21 protein-coding genes are annotated in these 20,085 nt (G+C 45.8%); 14 read left to right on the forward strand and 7 right to left on the reverse strand.

Going from position 1 to position 20,085, the window contains the following annotated elements:
- Positions 1–112 precede the first annotated feature (112 nt).
- From NA59_RS08325 to NA59_RS08365, 9 genes are all read left to right on the forward strand, one after another.
- The gene (locus tag NA59_RS08325) at positions 113–502 is read left to right on the forward strand and encodes a hypothetical protein (RefSeq protein ID WP_157792579.1); all 390 of its coding nucleotides are present in this window, start codon (positions 113–115) and stop codon (positions 500–502) included.
- 549 nt (positions 503–1,051) lie between these two features.
- Entirely contained in the window at positions 1,052–1,390 is a 339-nt protein-coding gene (locus NA59_RS08330) for a hypothetical protein (protein WP_044410920.1), read from the forward strand.
- A 257-nt stretch (positions 1,391–1,647) separates the two neighbouring features.
- The gene (locus tag NA59_RS08335) at positions 1,648–2,247 is read left to right on the forward strand and encodes a D-sedoheptulose-7-phosphate isomerase (protein WP_044410926.1); all 600 of its coding nucleotides are present in this window, start codon (positions 1,648–1,650) and stop codon (positions 2,245–2,247) included.
- Positions 2,244–3,707: a bifunctional D-glycero-beta-D-manno-heptose-7-phosphate kinase/D-glycero-beta-D-manno-heptose 1-phosphate adenylyltransferase HldE gene (hldE, locus tag NA59_RS08340; RefSeq protein WP_232504064.1), complete on the forward strand. Its 1,464-nt coding sequence runs from the start codon at positions 2,244–2,246 to the stop codon at positions 3,705–3,707. Before NA59_RS08335 ends, hldE begins: the two co-directional genes overlap by 4 nt.
- The gene (locus tag NA59_RS08345; RefSeq protein ID WP_198401076.1) at positions 3,698–4,747 is read left to right on the forward strand and encodes a glycosyltransferase family 9 protein; all 1,050 of its coding nucleotides are present in this window, start codon (positions 3,698–3,700) and stop codon (positions 4,745–4,747) included. The genes hldE and NA59_RS08345 overlap by 10 nt, the downstream gene beginning before the upstream one ends.
- On the forward strand, positions 4,744–5,292 hold the full coding sequence (gmhB, locus tag NA59_RS08350; protein ID WP_044410929.1) for a D-glycero-beta-D-manno-heptose 1,7-bisphosphate 7-phosphatase: 549 nt from the start codon (positions 4,744–4,746) through the stop codon (positions 5,290–5,292). Before NA59_RS08345 ends, gmhB begins: the two co-directional genes overlap by 4 nt.
- The gene (locus NA59_RS08355; RefSeq protein WP_044410931.1) at positions 5,285–6,589 is read left to right on the forward strand and encodes an O-antigen ligase family protein; all 1,305 of its coding nucleotides are present in this window, start codon (positions 5,285–5,287) and stop codon (positions 6,587–6,589) included. Before gmhB ends, NA59_RS08355 begins: the two co-directional genes overlap by 8 nt.
- Before the next feature lie 105 nt (positions 6,590–6,694).
- Positions 6,695–7,669, forward strand: coding sequence for a CDP-glycerol glycerophosphotransferase family protein (locus tag NA59_RS08360; protein ID WP_232504065.1), 975 nt, complete (start codon positions 6,695–6,697; stop codon positions 7,667–7,669).
- A gap of 15 nt (positions 7,670–7,684) precedes the next feature.
- Positions 7,685–8,770 carry a glycosyltransferase family 4 protein gene (locus NA59_RS08365; RefSeq protein WP_052501554.1) on the forward strand — a complete coding sequence of 362 codons (1,086 nt, stop codon included), beginning with the start codon at positions 7,685–7,687 and terminating at the stop codon, positions 8,768–8,770.
- Between the two features lie 106 nt (positions 8,771–8,876).
- Here the strand turns inward: NA59_RS08365 and NA59_RS08370 are convergent, their stop codons facing one another.
- The 5 genes from NA59_RS08370 to NA59_RS08390 form a co-directional block, all read right to left on the reverse strand.
- On the reverse strand, positions 8,877–9,347 hold the full coding sequence (locus NA59_RS08370; protein WP_044410936.1) for a Dps family protein: 471 nt from the start codon (positions 9,345–9,347) through the stop codon (positions 8,877–8,879).
- Positions 9,348–9,561: 214 nt separating this feature from the next.
- Entirely contained in the window at positions 9,562–10,365 is an 804-nt protein-coding gene (locus tag NA59_RS08375; protein ID WP_052501555.1) for a c-type cytochrome, read from the reverse strand.
- A 14-nt stretch (positions 10,366–10,379) separates the two neighbouring features.
- Positions 10,380–11,699 carry an NAD(P)/FAD-dependent oxidoreductase gene (locus tag NA59_RS08380; RefSeq protein ID WP_044410939.1) on the reverse strand — a complete coding sequence of 440 codons (1,320 nt, stop codon included), beginning with the start codon at positions 11,697–11,699 and terminating at the stop codon, positions 10,380–10,382.
- Entirely contained in the window at positions 11,689–12,036 is a 348-nt protein-coding gene (locus tag NA59_RS08385; RefSeq protein WP_052501556.1) for a c-type cytochrome, read from the reverse strand. Before NA59_RS08385 ends, NA59_RS08380 begins: the two co-directional genes overlap by 11 nt.
- A gap of 179 nt (positions 12,037–12,215) precedes the next feature.
- Positions 12,216–12,863, reverse strand: coding sequence for a protein-L-isoaspartate O-methyltransferase family protein (locus tag NA59_RS08390; RefSeq protein WP_044410942.1), 648 nt, complete (start codon positions 12,861–12,863; stop codon positions 12,216–12,218).
- A gap of 191 nt (positions 12,864–13,054) precedes the next feature.
- Here NA59_RS08390 and miaB point away from each other — a divergent pair, with 191 nt between their 5' ends.
- From miaB to lnt, 5 genes are read left to right on the forward strand one after another with little or no spacing between them, the layout of a single operon-like run.
- Positions 13,055–14,503 (forward strand): tRNA (N6-isopentenyl adenosine(37)-C2)-methylthiotransferase MiaB, encoded by a 1,449-nt coding sequence (gene miaB / locus NA59_RS08395; RefSeq protein WP_083945022.1) that lies wholly within the window; start codon positions 13,055–13,057, stop codon positions 14,501–14,503.
- Between the two features lie 52 nt (positions 14,504–14,555).
- Complete coding sequence (locus tag NA59_RS08400) at positions 14,556–15,542, forward strand: PhoH family protein (RefSeq protein ID WP_198401077.1); 987 nt, start codon at positions 14,556–14,558, stop codon at positions 15,540–15,542.
- Position 15,543: 1 nt separating this feature from the next.
- Positions 15,544–16,032, forward strand: a complete 489-nt coding sequence (gene ybeY / locus NA59_RS08405) for an rRNA maturation RNase YbeY (RefSeq protein WP_044410943.1) — start codon at positions 15,544–15,546, stop codon at positions 16,030–16,032.
- A gap of 51 nt (positions 16,033–16,083) precedes the next feature.
- Entirely contained in the window at positions 16,084–16,950 is an 867-nt protein-coding gene (locus NA59_RS08410) for an HlyC/CorC family transporter (RefSeq protein ID WP_044410944.1), read from the forward strand.
- A gap of 1 nt (position 16,951) precedes the next feature.
- Positions 16,952–18,490, forward strand: coding sequence for an apolipoprotein N-acyltransferase (lnt, locus tag NA59_RS08415; RefSeq protein WP_044410946.1), 1,539 nt, complete (start codon positions 16,952–16,954; stop codon positions 18,488–18,490).
- A gap of 154 nt (positions 18,491–18,644) precedes the next feature.
- On the opposite strand, the gene NA59_RS08420 is transcribed toward lnt, so the two are convergent.
- Both NA59_RS08420 and NA59_RS08425 read right to left on the reverse strand, forming a co-directional pair.
- Entirely contained in the window at positions 18,645–19,223 is a 579-nt protein-coding gene (locus tag NA59_RS08420) for a hypothetical protein (RefSeq protein ID WP_044410948.1), read from the reverse strand.
- Positions 19,220–20,083, reverse strand: a complete 864-nt coding sequence (locus NA59_RS08425) for a symmetrical bis(5'-nucleosyl)-tetraphosphatase (protein ID WP_044410950.1) — start codon at positions 20,081–20,083, stop codon at positions 19,220–19,222. Before NA59_RS08425 ends, NA59_RS08420 begins: the two co-directional genes overlap by 4 nt.
- Between the last annotated feature and the right edge of the window lie 2 nt (positions 20,084–20,085).

The following is a 20,085-nucleotide window of genomic DNA, read 5'->3' on the forward strand; positions in this document are numbered from 1 at the left end:
TTTTATGCTTTTTACCCTTGATGCTTTCGTTTTCACTTTTCTGTTATTTTCATTCGGTTAGCATGATGGCTTAGTGATAAAATAAACGAAAACTTTGGATTAGAAGGATTCTATGATGAACTATACTTTGCCGCGTCCTATATACGATTTGCTGCTTGAAGCGCTGGGCGATAAGCAAAAAACAGACGTATTTGCTCGAGCGATTGAGTCATCAATTCAAGCTATAGATGATAAAGCTGTTGAATCTATCCTTGAAAAGAAACAGCAGCTTAAGAATGAACTCTATGATAGCTTGCGCAATGAGCTGGCAACAAAAGAGTTTGTTAGGGCTGAAATCAGTGAGGTGCGTGCTGAAATCAGTGAGGTGCGTGCTGAAATCAGTGAAGTGCGTGCTGAACAGAAAAACATGCAAACCTTACTCAAGGTGATTATTGGATTGATGATTTTTGGTTTAACGCTTGCGAACCCAGCTTTTATCGAGCTTTTGAAATCATTAGCTTAATGTTTGTCGCGGCTAAGGAGCATGTCTAAAAAGAACACCCACTTTAAGATTCGCAAACTCTATCAATGCGGTTTTGATCGAAAGCAGGTTTTGGTATTGTTTGACCTGATTGGCTGAATGATCACACTGCCGCATAATTTAGAATATGAATTTAAAGACATCGTTTAACAAATCGAGGAACAACATAGATGGCCTATATGAATACGATTGAGCGTTTGGCGATGGAGCAGGGAGTGGAAAAGGCAGCTTGGAGCAAGCCATCCAAATGATCAAAGACTTCACTATCGGTTAAAAAGATCGCTGAGAAGTACCAGTTGCCGTTAAATGTGCTGATGGAATGTCTGAGTCAGGCAGCGCCATCGGATAAACATTAATCCTTTATTTGGTTAAGGATTCAGTTCAAGGAGGAAAAAGGGGTTATGCTGCAATCAATAGACGATATGTCCGATCAAGAAATGATTTACATGTTTGGTCACAAAAAAGCAAAGGATAAAGATACTGTTGATCAAATCATCAAGCGAATTCCTGCAATAGGCGACTTCATGTAGTGTGATTTACAATACCTTTGATGTAAATATTGGTTCTGAAGACAATAAAGTCCCTTGTAATATGACAAGAATTGATGACTTACAAAATTATCGATTGAGAAGCGTTGCGGTACCTATTTCTATTAACTATTTAATTTTTGATCCCCGGACTGAGCCAGATTTTACTTTTTCACGTATGCATACGGCGCTTAACATTCTGTTTGGAGAGAGCAGCATGTCGCTGGACGGTTGGAAGCAGTCATTCAAATACGTTTTTCTTATAGAGTTTGAAAAAGAAGGTATCGAATATCATTATCTTTTAAAAGAGTTTAAAAGGACAGCCACTTTTAACAACTTTTAACAAAGAGTTTAAAAGGACAGCCACTTTTAACAGACTTTTAACATTGGTTAGCTTCGTGTTGTCAGTCATTCCTTAACTTAATGGCCGTGATGCTGTGCGTGGGGGTGAGTTATAAACCTATGTGCATAGGTTAGGTTTACGGCGGAGAGGGTGTCAAGCGCTGTTTGGATAAAATAATCATGGCGGTGTGCGTTATCCGTTAAAATATTCGATTACTTTAACAAGATAGTGATGTCTTTTATTTAAAAGCCAAATTTATGACCGCAAACGCCCAAAGTTATAATGACGCACTCATGCGTCACCTGGATCTATTTAAACATGCACAAGCTTATCAACCTATGGCTGAGAGGATGTTGTCGGCGATTCTTCATAGCCTGCAGCAAGGGGGTAAAATCTTCTGGTGTGGTAATGGGGGCAGCGCGGCTGACAGTCAGCATCTAGCGGCTGAGTTGGTTGTGCGCTATAAACAGAATCGTCAAGCACTCGCATCTATTGCGCTCACTACCGATACTTCTATTTTAACTGCGTGTGCTAACGACTTTGGTTTTGAGTACATTTTTGCGCGTCAAGTTTCAGCGCTTATGGGGCCAAATGATATTCTGGTTGCGTTGAGTACGTCTGGTAATAGCCAGAATGTGAATCGCGCGGTGGATGCAGCTAACCAGCTGGGTGCGACGACATTGGCGTTAACTGGCGGAGATGGCGGACAGCTTGCACAGATTGCACAGCATGTTTTACGCGTAGAAAGTGATGAAACCGCGCGTATTCAAGAAATGCATCTGTTTATTGGGCACTGGTGGTGTGAAGCTTTGGATGGGCACTGTCTGCAAGGTGATTTGAGTGAGGGTTTGCTATGATGGTTAATTTAGCGCATTTAGCGCATTTATCGCGTGCAAAAATTTTGGTGGTCGGTGATGTGATGTTGGATCGCTATTATTATGGCGATACCCAACGTATTTCGCCAGAAGCGCCTGTGCCGGTGGTCAATATCACGCGTATTGAGGACAAGGCCGGGGGCGCGGCGAATGTGGCGCGTAATATTTCACATCTAGATGGCCAAGTAGCGCTGTTAGGGATTATCGGTCAGGATGCGGAAGGTGAAAGCCTTCAACAGCTGTTGGCCGAAGAAAATATTCAGTCCTCGCTCTACCAGCAAGCGGCACAGCCCACTATTGCCAAAATGCGCGTGGTATCGCGACATCAGCAAGTGGTACGTCTTGATATAGAACAACGCTTTTCTGCCGCCAGTGCTCTGCGCTTGGCTGAGATGTTTGCCGACCAAGTTCAGGATGTGGATTTGGTCATTTTTAGCGACTATAACAAAGGCTCTTTGACGCAGATAAGCGCGATGATTCAAATCGCAAAATCGGCAGGTAAGATGGTTTTAGTTGACCCCAAACAAACGGATTTAAGTCTGTATGCGGGAGCGGATGTGATTACCCCCAATATCAAGGAATTTATTGATGCGGGTGGTGATATCGCCAGTGAAGCCAAGATGCTGGATTCAGCAAGGACGCTGCTCGCGCAATCGGGTATTGCCGCGATGCTGTTAACCCGAAGCGAACAGGGTATGAGTTATATTACGGCATCGACACACTATCATGTTCCCGCGCAAGTGTTAGAGGTCAGTGATGTGACTGGTGCGGGAGATACCGTGATTGCCAGTTTGGCGGTCATGCTTGGCGCTGGTTTTGAAAGCCAACAAGCCGTTGAGTTAGCAAACCTTTGTGCGGGTATTGTGGTGGGCAAGCTGGGTGCGGCCACGGTAGCACCGGAAGAGCTAGCGGCGAAGCTTAATCAACAGCTCAATGCGCAAGGCGACAGTTATTTAGCTCCCTTCGATGCCGTGCTCCAGCACATCGCCTTTGCGAAACAAAATGGCGAACGGATCGTGTTTACCAATGGTTGTTTTGATATTCTCCATGCCGGTCACGTGCGCTATCTCAATCAAGCCAAGTCGTTAGGCGATCGCTTAGTGGTTGGCTTGAACGCCGATGCGTCGGTTTCGCGCTTAAAAGGGCCGACTCGACCGATTAATGGATTGGAGGATCGTGCGGCCGTCTTAGCCGGCTTGGCCTGCGTTGATTGGGTGGTACCATTTGGCGAGTTACCCGAAGAGCAAGACACGCCGTTGAAATTAATTGAGCAAATATCACCCGATGTGTTGGTTAAGGGGGGCGATTACACGATAGATTCGATTGTTGGCGCTGACTTTGTGCTTGCTCAGGGCGGTGAAGTCAAAGTATTGGGGTTTGTAGAGGGCAAGTCAACCACTGGCATTATTCAAAAAGCAAGAGGACAGGGCGAGTGGCGTTGAATTTGCCCTTACCAACCTCCGTATGTATTTTACGCTTGTCGGCGATTGGTGACGTGTGTAATGCGCTAGCGGCGGTGCAATCTATCCAACGACACTATCCAGACTGTGCGATCACTTGGGTTATCGGCAAGGTTGAACATAGTCTATTAAAAGGATTACCCGGTATACGTTTTGTTGTGTTCGACAAAAAGCAAGGTTGGCGCGCCTATCGCCAGTTAAAAGCCGATTTGGCGGGAGAAACCTTTGATTATTTGTTGCACATGCAGGTCGCCTTGCGTGCCAATCTAGCCAGTCTGTTTATCAACGCACATCACAAGGTTGGTTTTGACAAGGCAAGAGCCAAAGAGCTGCATAGCCTGTTTATGAGCCATCGCATCGCGCCACGTCAGGGAGAGCACGTGCTAGAGGGTTTTATGCAGTTTGCCGAGTTTATCGGGGTGCCAAAACAACCACCACGCTGGGATATGTCGATTGCGCCAGATGACCAGGCCTGGGCACGGCAACAGATCGGCCGTTCAACAAAAAACATCGTCATTTGTCCTGCTGCGTCGAATGCAGAGCGCAATTGGTTGCCTCAACATTATGCGGCGATTGCTGATTGGGTCGCCTCACAAGGCTATCAGGTTTATATTTGTGGTGCGAATACCGAGCTTGAACAACGCTTGGCGAAGGCGATTGAACACCATGCTCAGGCCTCGTGCCTAAACCTTGTCGGTAAAAGTAACTTAAAACAATTGTTGGCACTGATCGCCCTGGCCGATGGCGTGCTGGCACCCGACACGGGGCCTGCGCACATGGCGGTTGCTGTGGGCACACCCGTAGTCGGCCTGTACGCTCATAGTAATCCGGCACGCACCGGTCCCTATGCGTACCCAGGCCTGGTTGTTGATGTATATCATTTATTGTTGAATAAGCGGCACAATCACGTATCTAGTGAGGTAAAGTGGGGCTTTCGATTAAAGGGCGATGATTTAATGACGCATATTAGCGTGGATAAGGTCAAAGAAAAAATGCAGCAAGTGATAGGATGTAAATCATGACTCCAGCCTTGTTTCTTGATCGTGACGGGGTCGTGAATGTTGAAAAACACTATCTATATAAAATACCAGATTTTGAGTTTATCGACGGCGTGTTTGATTGTTGCCGCTACTTTCAGCAGCTAGGATACAAAATTATCATCGTCACCAATCAAGGCGGTATTGCACAGGGTTTTTACACCGAAGAGGATTATCAGACCTTGACCGCTTGGATGCTTAACCAATTTCAGGCACAGGCTATTCACATTGACGGTGTTTACCACTGCCCACACCACCCCAAATTCACCGGCGACTGTGACTGCAGAAAACCTAAACCTGGTATGCTTCTTCAAGCGCAACAAGATCACCACATTGATTTGACCAACTCGATCATGGTCGGCGACAAACTTAGCGATATACAGGCCGCCCAAGCGGCAGGGCTAAAACAATGCTACCTCATCCGAACCGGGCATGCATTGACCCGCGCCGAGGAACAGCAGGCTAGCGAAACACTGAATAGATTAACCGATCTTATTGAGCAAACCAAGCAGGATAACCAAGGTGACTAAGCTTTCTATTCTTGACACAGCGTTCACTACCAAGCTACTCACCCTCTACAGCTCGTTAGCCGTATTTCTATTTTTATCCTTGGCATTAATTCTGCCCTCCGGCTATTCCTATGGCGCCGCCATGCTGTTTCTGGCCGGATTGTTTTTTGTTTTTAAACAACAGTCTTGGGTTATGCTTAATAAGCAAGATTGGTTGTTAGGGTCGGTTTTAGCTGTGTTTTCATTGGTGTGGATGCTAGAAGCTTGGATCTTTGGATATGGTATTAGTGGCTTCGATAAGCCGTTTCGCTTTGTTGCTGCAATTGTCGCTATGTTTTGTTTGATTCAGTATCCACCCAAACTGGCTTTTTTTTGGTTTGGAGCTGCGTTAGGCTCGATACTGACGGGAGTCTATACTGTCAAAGTGATATTGTTTGACGGCCTATCTAGAGTTGAGTTGGGTTATACTACTGCAATAATTCAGTTTGGTAACACTTCAATTTTGTTAGCGTTTTTGTCGTTAGCTGGATTGGGCTGGGCTGTAAGTCAGAGAAAAAAGTATTTTTGGATATCACTGCTTTTATTTGGTTTTTTAATGGGCCTTGTAGCCTCTGTGCTTTCAGGTACAAGGGGTGGATGGATTGCAATTCCATTTGCTTTACTGATTATTTATCGTGGACTAAGTTCTCATTTTCAATGGCGTCATGTTTTTGTCGGTTCTGTTTTATTGGTGTTCACTTTAGTGTTTATTTACACTCAGCCAAGTACGGGTGTTAAAGAAAGAGTAGATCTTGCTGTCGCTGAAGTCAAAAGCTATTATCAACAAGGCGTTGCTGCAACTTCTGTAGGTTCACGGTTGGAAATGTGGCGTGGAGGATTGATCATTGTAGCGGATAACCCAATCTATGGAGTAGGTACCCTAGGTTATCAACAACGCAAGTCGGCGTTGATTCAAGAAGGTGAGTTAGATCCGTTTGTTGAGCATATTACGCATTTACATAATGAATACTTGGAGAGATTTGTTAAGTTTGGTCTAATAGGGTTGTTCGCGCTTATATTGCTTTTTTTCTTACCACTAAGGGTGTTTTTAAGTTATTTTCAACACCCCTGCTTAAATGTTCGCGCACTGGCCAGTGCGGGTGCGGTTTTATCGGTCTGTTATATAGATTTTAGCCTAACGCACTCCCCATTAAGGCACAATATAGGCGTTATGATTTTTGCATTTACATTAATCGTTATTTCAGTTCTTCTTAAATATGCACTAGTTAATTATAATAGCGGTCAAAACTCAAATATTGATTCTCTTAAGTGTGGCTAAAAGACAAACATGAAAACGCGTAAATATCTTTTTTTTGTGAATGCAGACTACTGTTATGCAATATATAGACCACTACAACAAAAAATATTGCAGCGTGGTGAGCAGGTGGCTTGGTTTTTTGCGCCTGACTTAAAACCAAAGCTAGATGATTATGAACCTCATCTTTCTAGTGCGCAAGCGGTATTCGATTTTGCGCCTGACGTCATGTTTATTGCAGGTAATTGGTTTCCATATTATTTGCCAGGCATTAAAGTAATGGTTTTTCATGGCTTTGCAATAAACAAGCGCAGCGAGCAAGCCGTTCAGTTAAGTGGGCACTTTAGATTAAGAGGCTGGTTTGATCTTTACTGTACGCATTCTGAAATTGATACTCAGCGATTTAAAGAGCTTAACGATGGAACCTATAAGGTGTATAAAACAGGTTGGCCCAAATTTGATACGCTCTATCAAAAAAAACAAGCTAGTTTACATGTAGATTGCATAGCAAAGCCTAGTGCTCGTATTCCTTGTTTATTTTATGCATCTACTTTTTCACCTTCACTTACATCATCTGAGGTGTTGTTTGAGGAAATTAGGCGTATTATTCAATCCGAAAAGTGGCAGGTGATAGCAACCCTTCATCCAAAAACGCCGGCAGAAACACAGCACAAATATAGAAGCTTAAAAGCAACGAATTATCAGTTTTTAGAAACAAATGATGATCTTTATGATGGCATGTTAAAGTCAGACGTTATGCTCTGTGACACCTCAACGATCATGTACGAGTATTTATTTTTTGACAAGCCATTGGTCACATTTAATACTAAAAATCCAGGTGATTTTGCAATAAATGTCACGGATGTTAATGCGTTGGAAGCCACGCTGTGTAAAGCGCTCATACGCGATACAGCAACACGTAATGCACAACAAAACCGGTGTAAAGATCTACATGGTTACCTTGATGATGGCTCGAGTCAAAGGGTTATAGAGGCAGTAGACTCTTTTATTCAACAAGGCCTACTTGAAACCTTAAAGCCTAAAAAACTTAACATGCTACGTAAGTTAAAGGTAAGGCAAAAAATGAACTACTGGCGACTTTAAAAAACGGAGACGATAATGAAAGTATTGACGATAACCGATCGCCAAGACCGTGCTGAAACCGAACTTTATATTCTACTAAGCAAAAAAATTGAAAAATTTGTTGTTCTAGCGAACCCAACAGGGCGCTACTATGTCATGCTCAAAGACGCAGGAGTTGATGTAAGACCGATACAAATTAAGTCTCGCTTTGACAAAAAGTCTACTCAATATCTTGCAGAAATGCTAGCGGATGAATCTTATGACATTGTTCATGCATACAGGTCGCATTCTATTGCATGTATGCTGAGAGCTGGTAAGTCTAGCTCGGCGAAGCTTCTTGCCTACAGAGGTGTTACTACAGGTGTAGGCTATTTGGTACCTGAATCTTGGATTACTTTACTGCATCCGCGTTTGGATGGGATCATGTGTGTCGCGGAGGCTATCCGTCAATCTTTGATTGATATTCGATTTTTATGGCTAAGATTCCCCGTACATAAGCCTAAAACGATTCATAAAGGACACAATCCTGATTGGTATGAAGGTGAGGCGGTTTCTGTCACGCAATTTGGTGTGCCAGCGGGTGCTAAAACGCTTTGCTGTATCTCGAGAAATAGCTTGAAAAAAGGGGTACTAACCCTTGTAGAAGCTTTTAAAAATTTGGATCCTGCCCTTAACGCTCATCTGCTGCTTATCGGCAATATCGACCAAAATATGCAGCTTAAAAAGCAGGTAAAACAACCTGGCCTGGTTGGGCGCGTGCATTTTACCGGTTATCGAAACGATGCTACTCAGATAATTCGTGGGTGCGATGTGCTGGTGTCTGCTTCGGAGAGTGGAGAGGGCTTGCCGCGCGTTGCGATTGAAGCGATGTGTGTGGGTACGCCTGTGGTGGCTACCGATTCCGGGGGCACACGTGAGGTGGTGCTGGATGGACAAACGGGTCTGCTGATTAAGAAGGGTGATGTTGAGGGTTTAAAAGAGGCTGTTACCCGTTGTTTGACCTCTCCTGCGCTACAAAACAAGTTATCTACTGAAGGTCTTGCATTCGTAAAGTCTCATTTAACCCCGGAAAAGACAGCAAAAGAAGTATATAGCTGGTATCAAGCGTTATTAACAAATTAGCTGTCAAATGAGATTAGGTTCAAGGCCTTATTAGTTACCAACCCCCACAAAGCCAATGGCTTGCTTAATACTCGAGTGGTGCTCGCAAGCATTGGCTGTCAGCTGCCTAGTGTGCGATGAGGCTTCTTAGCATCCAAGCATTTTTTTCGTGGATTTGCATGCGCTGGGTGAGGAGGTCTAGGGTGGGTTCGTCGCTGGCTTCATCGGCTATTTTGCTGATTTCTCTTGCGGTTTTTGCTACCGCTTCTTGTCCGAGAACCAGGTTCTCTATCATCTCTTCTGCGCTTGGGCTTCCTGTTTCTTCGGTGATTTGGCTGAGTTGTTGAAAGGTTTGGAATGAGCCGGGCGCTTTTTCACCGAGTGCACGAATACGTTCAGCAATCTCATCTACCGCGGTAAATAGTTCGGTATATTGTGTTTCAAACATGGTGTGCAGCGTTTGGAACATCGGTCCGGTGACGTTCCAGTGATAGTTATGGGTTTTTAAAAATAGAATATACGAATCAGCGAGTAGTTTAGACAGGCCTTCGGCTATCGCTTTGCGGTTGGTTTCATTGATGCCAATATTTATTTCCATTTTTGCACTCCTTGGGGTTTACAGTAATTAGGTCAGATATCTTAACGAAAAACTGAGGCTAAAAGTATAAAACATGATTAAAAGATGATGAAAGTTTTTTAGGGTGGGGCGTAGATGATAAATAATACACAGGCGGGTTTTGAAGCACCTGTAGGTTAGCAGATTGGCAACCAGGCCTGGTTGCCAATCTGTTTTAATGACGCTTAATTTGACATCAAGGATTCAGGTTTTCGTAATAGGCGGCTAGGCCGTCGATTTCTTCGTCGGTTAAGTTTTTGGCAATGTTTTGCATCATGCCGTTGACATCATTATTACGCTCACCTGAACGGTAGGCGCGAAGGGTGCGAATCGCATAATCGGCTTCTTGGCCGCCAATGGCTGGGAAGAGATCACCATTTCCTTGGCCTTGTGCACCGTGGCAGGCAGCGCAGCTCATTACACCGCGCCCCATGTCGCCCATGCGCACTAATTGACCGATATGGTCATCGGCGTAAAAGCCCGCATCCTTGCCTTTGGGCAGGGCTTGTGCGGCATAGAATACCGCGAGATCCGAAATGTTCTGATCAGTCAGCTCTTTGGAAATGTAGGTCATGATTTTGGCTTGACCATAAGACTCCGCACGTCGATCATCACGGTAATCAATTAACATCTTTTTTAGGTAGTTAGCAGGCTGACCATTGAGGTTTACAAAATTACGCGAATTGGGTTGCCCTGTGACGGCGTGGCAGGAGATGCACATGAGTTGATTATGCGCCTGTTCACCGCGTTGAACATCGCCCTGTGGCATGGCGGCGATTGTGGCCGTGAGTTGCGCGCTATCCCAAGCGATGGGGCCAGTTTTTTCAGCTTTAACTGGCGGCGTTACAGCGAGAGGGGCTTCGCTGATAATTGGGTTGTTGGTCACGGCTGTGCTGGTTGTTTGCGTATCTGTCTGTTCGCTTGAACACCCCACAAGTAATGCAGCCATCGTTAGACCCAGCAGGGTTTTGGTTTTGTCGATAGTATTTCGTTTATTCATGCTCTTGTCCTCACTTAACCGAACACATCTTTAACAAAGGTACGGTGCCAATTTTTTTGATACACCGCTTCGAGTGCCGCTTGTGCTGGAGAGTCGACAATCGGTGAAACGCCGGCTGACTGGCCTTTGGGTTTGATTAATCCATCACGTACTTCATAAATCGCTGAGATACTGATGCCATAGCGTGAACCTACGAGGCTAAAGCAGACGTTGGAGAAAATAGCATTGCCAGGTGTTTCGCCCTTGAGTTCAGCGGCAATCGCTTTTGCCGCCACCTTGGCCTGAGTGTTGGCAGCATTGCCAGATTTTGGCATCGCATCGGCAATCGTACTGTCACCAAGGACATAGACATGTTGGTGGATTTCTGACTCAAAGGTGTTGCGATTCACCGGGCACCATTCAGACGCATCAGTGAGTCCAAGATGCTGTGCGATTTTACCGGCGCGTTGGTTGGGAATGACGTTGCAGGCGTCATACTTAATTTCAGTGCCGTTTTCTGTTTTAACCAGCTTACGTTTTGGGTCAACCTGCGTCACTTTACCGCCTTCATCTAAGGCTAACCAGTCGATCATCGAGTTATCGGTACCAAAACCATACAAGCGTTCCCAACCTTTGCGGAAGGGGCCGTATTTAGAGTGGGTGTTTTTGGGGTCAAGAATTAAAATCTTGCCTGTGGGGTTATGGCGTTGCATCCATTCTGCAAACATCGAAGCGCGTTCGTAAGGCCCGGGCGGGCAGCGGAACTCGCCTGCAGGCGGTGACATGACAAACACACCGCCTTGCGGCATACTTTGTACTTGGTCACGTAATAATAAGGTTTGAGGCCCGGCTTTGTAGGCATGAGGGAGTTGGGTGTTAGCTATTTCGGCACTTAATCCTTCATAGTCTTCAAATCGGAAGTCTATTCCAGGTGAAACAACGAGTTTGTCGTAGCTTAATTTTTCACCTTGTTTAGTACGGACTTGTTTTTTATCAAAATCCACATCGCTCACGCTATCAAATAAAAATTGAATGCCATAATTATTGCGCAGGGTGTCATAACTGAAGGTGAGTTCATCTAGGGTGTGTAAGTCGACCATTACGTCATTGGTGCGCAGGCAGGTGATGTATTCTTTATTGGGCTCGATCACCGTGATTTTGACATCGGCATCCGCAAAGCGCATGTACTTGGCAAAGGTTGCACCACCGATGCCGCCACCTATAACCACCACATGCTGGGCGTTTTTAGCATAGGCGCGATGACTGGCACCGAAAATGCCTGATAGAGCGAGTGCACCTAACCCGGCGCTTTTAAGCAGCTCACGGCGTGATAATATGGTTGAATTATTGGGCATGGTTCAACTCCTCTGGATTCCACTGTTCGGCAGGTTGTTCTGCAAACCAAAGTGCCATTGCTTTAATCTCGGCATCGCTAAACCCGCGTGCTACACGATCCATAATGGTGGTGGCGCGCCGTCCTTCACGATAGTCGAGCATTGTTTGTGTAAAGAATTCGGGGTCGAGGCCTGCAAGCGCGGGCATGGATTCATACAACTCACGACCTTGGGTGCCGTGGCAGGGTGCGCAGAGCCATGCCATGGCTTCTGGGTCAAATCGCAAGTCTTCATTTGCCTGCGCCTGCACACCGAAAGTGAGTAGGCTAGCCGCGAATAACGGAGCAAGTCTTTTCATAGAGCCGTGTCCTTCGTTGAGTAATAATCAACTTGACATTGTATATAAGTTAAACTTTATTTAGCGCTAGAAATATTTATGATTCAGTATAAATATATTTAATAGTTAGATAATTTATACTTGGGAGTGGCGATGGGAAACGCCAGCGAGGGCTGGCGTTAAGGTGTTAAAAGTATTGTTTAAAATATAAATTGGGAAGTCGGGCGTGAGTTTACTAAGGGCGCGACATCTGTTTCAAAGAGTGATTCTTCTAACCATTCATTTTCACTTAGGCGCGTGATGAGTTTGGCTTCCATGGCAGGACTCTGGCCGACGAATGCAAACAGGCGCCCGCCTAATTTGAGTTTTGTTTTATAGCTTTCTGGTAGCGCAGGGCATGAAGCGGTAAGCACAATAACATCATAGTCTTTTAAATCATTCCATGTTTGTGAGGCATCGCCAATATGAAATGTTATATTGTCAAACGGCGTTAAGCGGGATTTGGCTGTGGCTTGCAAGGCTTCAAAAATCTCAATGGTGGTGACCGATTTCCCAAGGCTGGCAAGCAGTCCTGTCATATATCCGCTGCCTGTGCCGATTTCAAGGATCTCATCAGATTCGGCAACGTCAAGTGCTTGCATTATTTTGGCTTCTATTTTTGGCGCTAACATCGTCTGACCTTCACCAATTGGCAGCTCAATATCGGTGTAAGCCAGTTTTTGTTGGCTTTCTGCTACAAAGTGATGTCTGGGTAAACTTTCGAGCAGGTCTAAAACCTGTGGGTCAAGAACGTCCCACGGACGAATTTGTTGTTCAACCATAAAAAAACGCGCTTGATCTAGATTCATAGACTTATCCTTGTTTGTTATTGATGTTTAGCTAACTATCCGGGCTAATTCTGTGATTATAGCGAATTTTTGAGTCAATAGGGAGGCGGGCGTGATCGATGTGAAGCGAGGCATTCAATTTTTAAGTAAATTTGGCTTTTGTGATACACTATGCGGCTGTTTTAAAACTTGATTTATTAAAAAGGTGTGTCATGTCTAATCGTTCAAATACTGTTAAATCCTCAGCGGTCCCTGTTGATCTTGCGAAGTCGTTGATTGGAGGTGGGCTGTTGGTCAAAACCTATGGTTGTCAGATGAATGAGTATGACTCAGAAAAAATGGCGCATCTGTTAGAAAACACCCATGGTTTGCGCTTGGTTGACACGCCTGAAGAAGCGGATGTGGTTTTGATGAACACCTGTTCGGTGCGTGAAAAAGCACAGGAAAAAGTGTTTGATGAGCTGGGTAAGTGGAAAAAATGGAAAGCCGAAAAGCCCCATCGCGTGATTGGGGTCGGCGGTTGTGTGGCCTCGCAAGAAGGCAAGGTGATTCGTGAGCGTGCGCCTTATGTGGATGTGATTTTTGGTCCACAAACCCTGCACCGCTTGCCCGCGATGATTAATGATGCGCTCGGTACGCGCTCAATCAAAGGCAAGGCGAAAGCGGTGATTGATATTTCGTTTCCGGAAATTGAGAAGTTTGATTTTCTGCCCAAGCCCGAGTCTAGCGGGGTGTCGGCGTTTGTTTCGGTGATGGAAGGCTGCTCTAAATATTGTACCTTTTGTGTTGTGCCCTATACCCGTGGTGAAGAGGTCAGTCGGCCGTTTGACGATGTGCTGGCGGAAATAAATAGCTTGGCACAACAGGGGGTGCGTGAAATTAATTTGCTAGGGCAAAACGTCAATGCGTATCGTGGGTTGATGGTGGATGGCGATATCGCTGATTTATCCATCCTCATGCATGCGGTTCGAGAAATTGAAGGGATTGATCGTATTCGTTACACCACCTCGCATCCGAATGAAATGACCAGCAATATTATTAATGCGTTTGCTGAAATTCCCGAGCTGGTGTCGCATTTGCACCTGCCTATTCAAGCCGGTTCTGACCGCATTTTGGCGTTGATGAAACGTAACCATTTGGCGTTGGAGTATAAGTCGATTATCCGTAAAGTGCGGGCGCACCGTCCGGATTTAAGTTTATCAGGCGATTTTATTATTGGCTTTCCCGGGGAAACTGAAGAGGATTTTCAGGCGACAATGAAGCTGGTTGAGGATTTAAAATTTGACCGCTCGTTTAGTTTTATTTATAGCCCAAGACCGGGTACGCCCGCCGCGAGCTTGCCGGATGATGTACCGATGGAAGTCAAAAAACAACGCCTGTATGCGCTACAAGCGCTTTTAAACCAACAATCGGCGGCATTCAGTCAAGCGATGGTCGGCACGGTGCAACGCGTATTAGTTGAGCGTTTGTCGCGTAAGTCAGAAAATGAGATGGCGGGTCGCACTGAAAATAACCGCGTGGTTAATTTTGTCGGTGATTTAGACATGATCGGTACCTTTGTTGATGTGAAGGTCACCGAGGCGCTGACGAACTCTTTACGCGGTGAGGTGGTTGGCCAGCCAGAAGCGGGTCGTGCAAATTCTCAATTTTATGCCTTGTGATTCAAAAAAATTGCTTATAAAATGAAAACCTTATTATTTAGGTGCTCACATTTTGTCTGAATCCATAATCTCTCCATTGCATAGCATTCACTTTGAATTGTCGCCGCAAAACAATGAACAGCTGCAAAACCTTTGCGGCTGGCACAATCAACATATTAGTCAGCTTGAGTTAAAACTGGGGGTGGAGATAAACCATCTTGGGTTTGATTTTCGCGTGGTGGGTCAGGCGGATCGCTTGGTGCAAGCCGAGCAAATCCTGCGAGACCTTTATCAGCAAACGAAGCACAAAACCCTGTTGCCAGAGGATATTCATCTGAGTCTGCAAACCAAAGGCTTTGAGCAGGCCAAACCACTTGATCATCAACAGTCGATTATTAAAATCCGTCGCAAACCGATTAAAACCCGCAATCCCAATCAAAGTCACTATGTCAATTTAGTGCAACAAAAGGATGTTAACTTTGGTGTCGGCCCAGCGGGCACAGGTAAAACCTATTTGGCGGTAGCCTGCGCGGTCGCCGCGTTGGAAGCTGAGCAGGTGAGGCGGATTATATTGACACGCCCAGCGGTTGAGGCAGGGGAAAAGCTGGGTTTTTTGCCGGGTGATTTAAATCAGAAGGTCGATCCCTATTTACGTCCCTTGTATGATGCCTTGTTTGATATGCTTGGTTTTGAAGCGGTCGAGCGCTTGATTGAAAAAAACGTGATTGAAATCGCACCCTTGGCCTTTATGCGGGGTCGTACCCTGAATGAAGCGTTTATTATTTTGGATGAAGCGCAAAATACCACCGTTGAACAGATGAAAATGTTCTTAACTCGAATGGGTTTTGGCTCGAAATCGGTGATTACGGGTGATATAACCCAGTGTGACTTACCTAAACATCAAAAATCAGGGCTGCGTGACGCGATTGAAGTATTGGCCGATGTAGATTTGGTGGGTTTTACGTTTTTTCAAGCCCAGGATGTCGTGCGTCATTCGTTGGTACAACGCATCGTACAAGCCTATGAAAATCAATCGACTCGACTAAGACAGGGCGACTAAGATGTCAAATCTAACACTCGATATACAATGGGCGTATAGCACGCCCCAATTGCAGGCATTATTAACCGAGCAACGCGCCCAGGCCTGGTTGTCGGCGGCGTTAGAGCCGGATGTTTTATCGCAAGATGTTGAGCTGACATTACGGATAGTTGATCTGGAAGAAGGTCAGCAGCTCAATCGTGATTATCGTGGTATGGACAAGCCAACTAACGTGTTATCGTTTGAGTTTGATATGCCGCCTGGCGTGGAATTGGATGACGATGAACCGCTTTATTTGGGTGATCTAGTGGTTTGTGCGCCAGTGGTGGAGCGCGAAGCGCACGAGCAGGGCAAGCCGTTGATCGCGCACTGGGCGCATATGTTAGTGCATGGTTGTTTGCACCTACAGGGCTTTGATCACCTTGATGATGACGAGGCCGAAGAAATGGAAAGCCTTGAAATACAGATTATGCAATCCTTGGGTTTTGATAACCCCTATGACGATGACTGAGCGATTTATATATTTTAATTTTTAATTTTATTTTGGAGATGAAAAAACATCATGAGTGACGCAGACAGTAGTAACGGTTCGACTTGGTTGGAGCGTATTACACGCTTGTTTTCAGGCGAACCCGAAGATCGTGAAGATTTACTGGAAATATTGAACGAGGCGCAAAAACAGGGTTTATTAGATACTGATGCGCTGTATATGATACAAGGTGTTTTGGGGGTTTCAGAAACCCGCGTGCGCGATATTATGGTACCGCGTCCGCAGGTTGATGTGATAAATGAGTCGGAAACCCTTGAAATGATTCTCAAAGAAATAGCCGAGTCAGCGCATTCGCGTTACCCCGTAGTGTCAGAAAGCAAAGATGAGATCGTGGGCATTTTGTTGGCGAAAGATGTCCTGCGTTTAATGGTTGAGGGTAAGCTTAATTCAATCGAAGATTTACGTGCGCTTTACCGTCCAGCGGTATTTATTCCAGAAAGTAAGCGGGTGAATGTGTTACTGCGTGAGTTTAAATCGAGCCATAACCATATGGCGCTGGTGGTGGATGAATATGCCGCTTTAGCAGGCCTGGTTACGATTGAAGACGTGTTAGAGCAAATCGTGGGCGATATCGAAGATGAGCATGACGAAGAGGAGGTTGAATATATTAAACCCCAAAACGGCGATAGTTTTAAGGTACAAGCCATCACGCCTTTAAGCGCGTTTTTTGAAGAATTTGGCGTGGATTTATCTGAAGAAAATGAATCAAACAGCGAAACACTGGGCGGTTTAGTGTCGAGTGTATTGGGTCATGTTCCTCAGAAGGGGGAAGAGTTGGAAATGCAAGGTTTGTTACTGCGCGTGATTAAAGCGGACAACCGACGCGTGCATTTGTTCCTTGTAAAGCGTTTAACCAAAGATACCGATCTCATCGACTAATATGAAATATCTCTCTATTCTTAAGCAGGTTGTTCAACCTGAGCGCTATGCGGGTCTGGCATTTTTATTCGGCTTGCTCAGTGTGCTCGCGTTTCCCCCTTTTGGTTTTTCCTTTCTGGCGCTGGTGGCCTTGATTGGGCTTTTCTGGTTATGGACAACGCAAGCGCAAACTATTCTGCAAGCCTTTAAGTTTGGCTTATGGTTTGGTTTGGGGCAGTTTGGTTTAGGTGTCAGCTGGTTGTTCTCTAGCGTGTATTTTTACTCAGATGTCGGTCTGGTCACCGCGATCTTGATTGTGATGGGCTTTGTGTTGTTGTTGGCCTTGTTTCCCGCGATGGCGGGCGCTTTAGCACGTTGGTTTCAGCCGGTCAATAAAACCTCGGCGCATTCAACCCTGTTGTTTTTATGTCTTATCCTGCCCGCGAGTTGGGTGTTCTTTGAGCTGGTACGTGCGCATAGCCTAGGTGGTTTACCCTTCTTATTAATTGGCGCATCGCAGTTAGGTGACTTGCTAGATGGATTTTTGCCGATTTTTGGTGTGTTTGGAGTCAGTTTTTTGCTGGCTTTAATGGCGGGTTTGTTGGTCAGTCTATGGTTAACGCCTTGGTTGAAGTTTGGCGCAATTAGCCTTGCGGCTTTAAGCCTTTTAGCTTGGCTAATAGGGCGTGTCGACTGGGTAGAACCGATTGATCAGCCCGTTAAGCTGGCGTTGGTACAAGGCAATATCGCGCAGGATTTAAAGTGGCAGCCTAACGAGTTTGTTCCCATGGTTCGCCAATATGTCGCCCTCACGCGTGAAAACTGGGATGCGGATGTGATTGTGTGGCCAGAAACAGCGGTACCCGGTTATTATGACCAGGCCTCTCGGATTGTGTTGCGCAGCTTAATTAAGGATGCCACCGAGCAGCAGAAAGATGTGGTAGTCGGCGCGATTGTTAGAGAAGTAGGAACGGATGTTTACTATAATTCGATGATTAATTTACGCGATGATACGCAGGTTTACCGGAAGCGTCATCTAGTGATGTTTGGTGAATATTATCCAATGGCAGGCCTGGTTAAAGCTTTATCGGAACAACTGGGTTTTCCGTTTTCACAGTTTACCGCTGGCGAGACAGAACAACCGATGATGTCATTGGCAGGTCATCCGGTTAGCTTGTCGATTTGTTTTGAAATGATGTTTGGTGCCGAGTTGGCCAAGGATGCGGCGCAAGCGGCTTACCTGGTCACAACCAGTAACGATGCTTGGTTTGCCCACACCTTTGAGCCCGCCCAACTACGCCACGAAGTGCAACTTCGCGCCCGTGAGCTAGGGCGTGAAATTGCACGTTCCACCAATACCGGTTATACCGTGATTGTCGATACGCGTGGCCAGATTAAAGCCGAGATACCCGCCTATGAAGTCGGCGTCTTGCGCGGCGAAATCCAACCCCACCAAGGCCAAACCCCCTACACCCGCTGGACCAACTGGCCAGTCTGGTGGCTAGTCCTATCTTTAGTCGGCTTCTTTGTTTATCGTCGGGCTAGGAGCCTGTCGGACTAAACCGGTCGAAGCGAAAAAAGTCTGGGTTGAGTCAGTTTTTGTTCAATTCCGAGGAGAATAGCGAGTTATTTGACGAGGAAGTGGGCAAAAATGGCCAAATCCAGCTTTTTTGCAGCCGATTGGCTTTAGTCCGACAGGCTCCTAGGTTTCATTTTTAGCTCTCTGAATTATTATCTGTGTCTTCTGGCTTGACGGGCGCAGTTTCCGGGTGGGCGAGGTGCCAGGCTTTAGTGAACTTTTCTTTATCTAGTTTTTTTTGCAATAAATTGATCGCTTGAATGTATTGATCTATATAACGGCTATTGCCTTTTCGCAAACACTGGACTAGATGACGAAAGCGAGTTGGCAAAAAGGGTTTGAAGTGAATCACGAGGCCTTGTTCACCTTCCGTTTCTAAAATCCGTCGTTCGACTTCTTGGCGTGCCTCCCATTTGAATTGGTTTTCATAGCCTTCAAACATTTTACCGATAATAAAAATCAATAGCGCGCTAAGCAAGAAGCTGATAAAAATATAGCCGCTAATCCAGCCGCCTAAGAAAGTTAAAATCACCAAGCTAAGCATGGTCACGGGAATGGTCAGCACCTTGATCCATACTTTTTCGCCCATCACCTCCTCTTCAACCTGTTTAAGGTTAAAACTATCGATGTCTACCTCGTCTAGCCTTTTAAGCAAATCCTCTGCAAATGGCTTAGCAGGCTTTGTAGATGGCGGAGTATTGGGCGCGTCGCTCATGATTTAGATGGCGTAGTTTTACTGTTTTTTTTGGGTTTAGCGGTTTGTGGGCATTGTAGCGTATGGCGATGCTGGGTTTCAAGGCAGTAGGCGGTGAGTAGGCCGCCCCATAAGCAGCCTGTATCGGTTGAGTGAACTTGATAGCCATCGAGCGCGCCGAGCGTTGACCAGTGACCAAAAAAGATTTGATGGTCTTTGTTGCGGCGATTCGGGTGAACAAACCAGGGTTGGTAGCGCCCTGAAGCACTCGAGGAGGGCGCGCCTTTTTTTTCAAAGTCGAGTTTGCCCTGCGGGTCACAATAACGCATTCGAGCAAACGCATTGACAATATAGCGCATCCGCTCCCAGCCTTTAATAAGTGGAACCCATTCTCGGGTTTTTGAACCAAACAGGTGTTGTTTGATGAATATTTTCCATTCTGCACCGCCTAGTATTTGTTCGACTTCTTGGGCGTGTTGCATGGCTTCATTAATCGACCATTGCGGTGGAATGCCAGCATGAACCATCACGGCAGCAAAACTAGGGTGTTTGACCATTAGCGGCTGTTGGCGCAACCAATCAATCAGTTCGTCACAATCGGGTGCGTTTAGAATCGGGTCGATCGTGTCCGCCTTGGAGCGATATTTCTCTAAACCTAACGCGCAGGCGATGAGGTGAAAATCGTGGTTGCCTAATACGATTTGCCCCTTTTCGCCTAGTGATTTGACAAAACGCAGGCATTCGAGCGATTGGGGACCGCGATTAACGATATCGCCGACAAACCAAAGTGTGTCTTGCTCAGGTTGGTAATTAATCTGTGTCAGCAAGGTTTGCAACGGGTCAAAACAACCTTGAAGGTCACCGATGACATAGGTAGCCATAG

Origin of the sequence: Thiomicrospira microaerophila (assembly GCF_000934765.1) — a bacterium.
Taxonomy (GTDB): Bacteria; Pseudomonadota; Gammaproteobacteria; order Thiomicrospirales; family Thiomicrospiraceae; genus Thiomicrospira; species Thiomicrospira microaerophila.

Bases quoted from the DNA above. Each gene is read 5' to 3' on its own strand.
- NA59_RS08420 (WP_044410948.1), bottom strand. From the start codon at position 19,223: ATGAGCGACGCGCCCAATACTCCGCCATCTACAAAGCCTGCTAAGCCA.
- lnt (WP_044410946.1), top strand. From the start codon at position 16,952: ATGAAATATCTCTCTATTCTTAAGCAGGTTGTTCAACCTGAGCGCTAT.
- NA59_RS08390 (WP_044410942.1), bottom strand. From the start codon at position 12,863: ATGAATCTAGATCAAGCGCGTTTTTTTATGGTTGAACAACAAATTCGT.
- NA59_RS08385 (WP_052501556.1), bottom strand. From the start codon at position 12,036: ATGAAAAGACTTGCTCCGTTATTCGCGGCTAGCCTACTCACTTTCGGT.
- miaB (WP_083945022.1), top strand. From the start codon at position 13,055: ATGTCTAATCGTTCAAATACTGTTAAATCCTCAGCGGTCCCTGTTGAT.
- ybeY (WP_044410943.1), top strand. From the start codon at position 15,544: ATGTCAAATCTAACACTCGATATACAATGGGCGTATAGCACGCCCCAA.
- gmhB (WP_044410929.1), top strand. From the start codon at position 4,744: ATGACTCCAGCCTTGTTTCTTGATCGTGACGGGGTCGTGAATGTTGAA.
- NA59_RS08365 (WP_052501554.1), top strand. From the start codon at position 7,685: ATGAAAGTATTGACGATAACCGATCGCCAAGACCGTGCTGAAACCGAA.
- hldE (WP_232504064.1), top strand. From the start codon at position 2,244: ATGATGGTTAATTTAGCGCATTTAGCGCATTTATCGCGTGCAAAAATT.
- NA59_RS08375 (WP_052501555.1), bottom strand. From the start codon at position 10,365: ATGAATAAACGAAATACTATCGACAAAACCAAAACCCTGCTGGGTCTA.
- NA59_RS08425 (WP_044410950.1), bottom strand. From the start codon at position 20,083: ATGGCTACCTATGTCATCGGTGACCTTCAAGGTTGTTTTGACCCGTTG.
- NA59_RS08370 (WP_044410936.1), bottom strand. From the start codon at position 9,347: ATGGAAATAAATATTGGCATCAATGAAACCAACCGCAAAGCGATAGCC.
- NA59_RS08325 (WP_157792579.1), top strand. From the start codon at position 113: ATGATGAACTATACTTTGCCGCGTCCTATATACGATTTGCTGCTTGAA.
- NA59_RS08410 (WP_044410944.1), top strand. From the start codon at position 16,084: ATGAGTGACGCAGACAGTAGTAACGGTTCGACTTGGTTGGAGCGTATT.
- NA59_RS08380 (WP_044410939.1), bottom strand. From the start codon at position 11,699: ATGCCCAATAATTCAACCATATTATCACGCCGTGAGCTGCTTAAAAGC.
- NA59_RS08335 (WP_044410926.1), top strand. From the start codon at position 1,648: ATGACCGCAAACGCCCAAAGTTATAATGACGCACTCATGCGTCACCTG.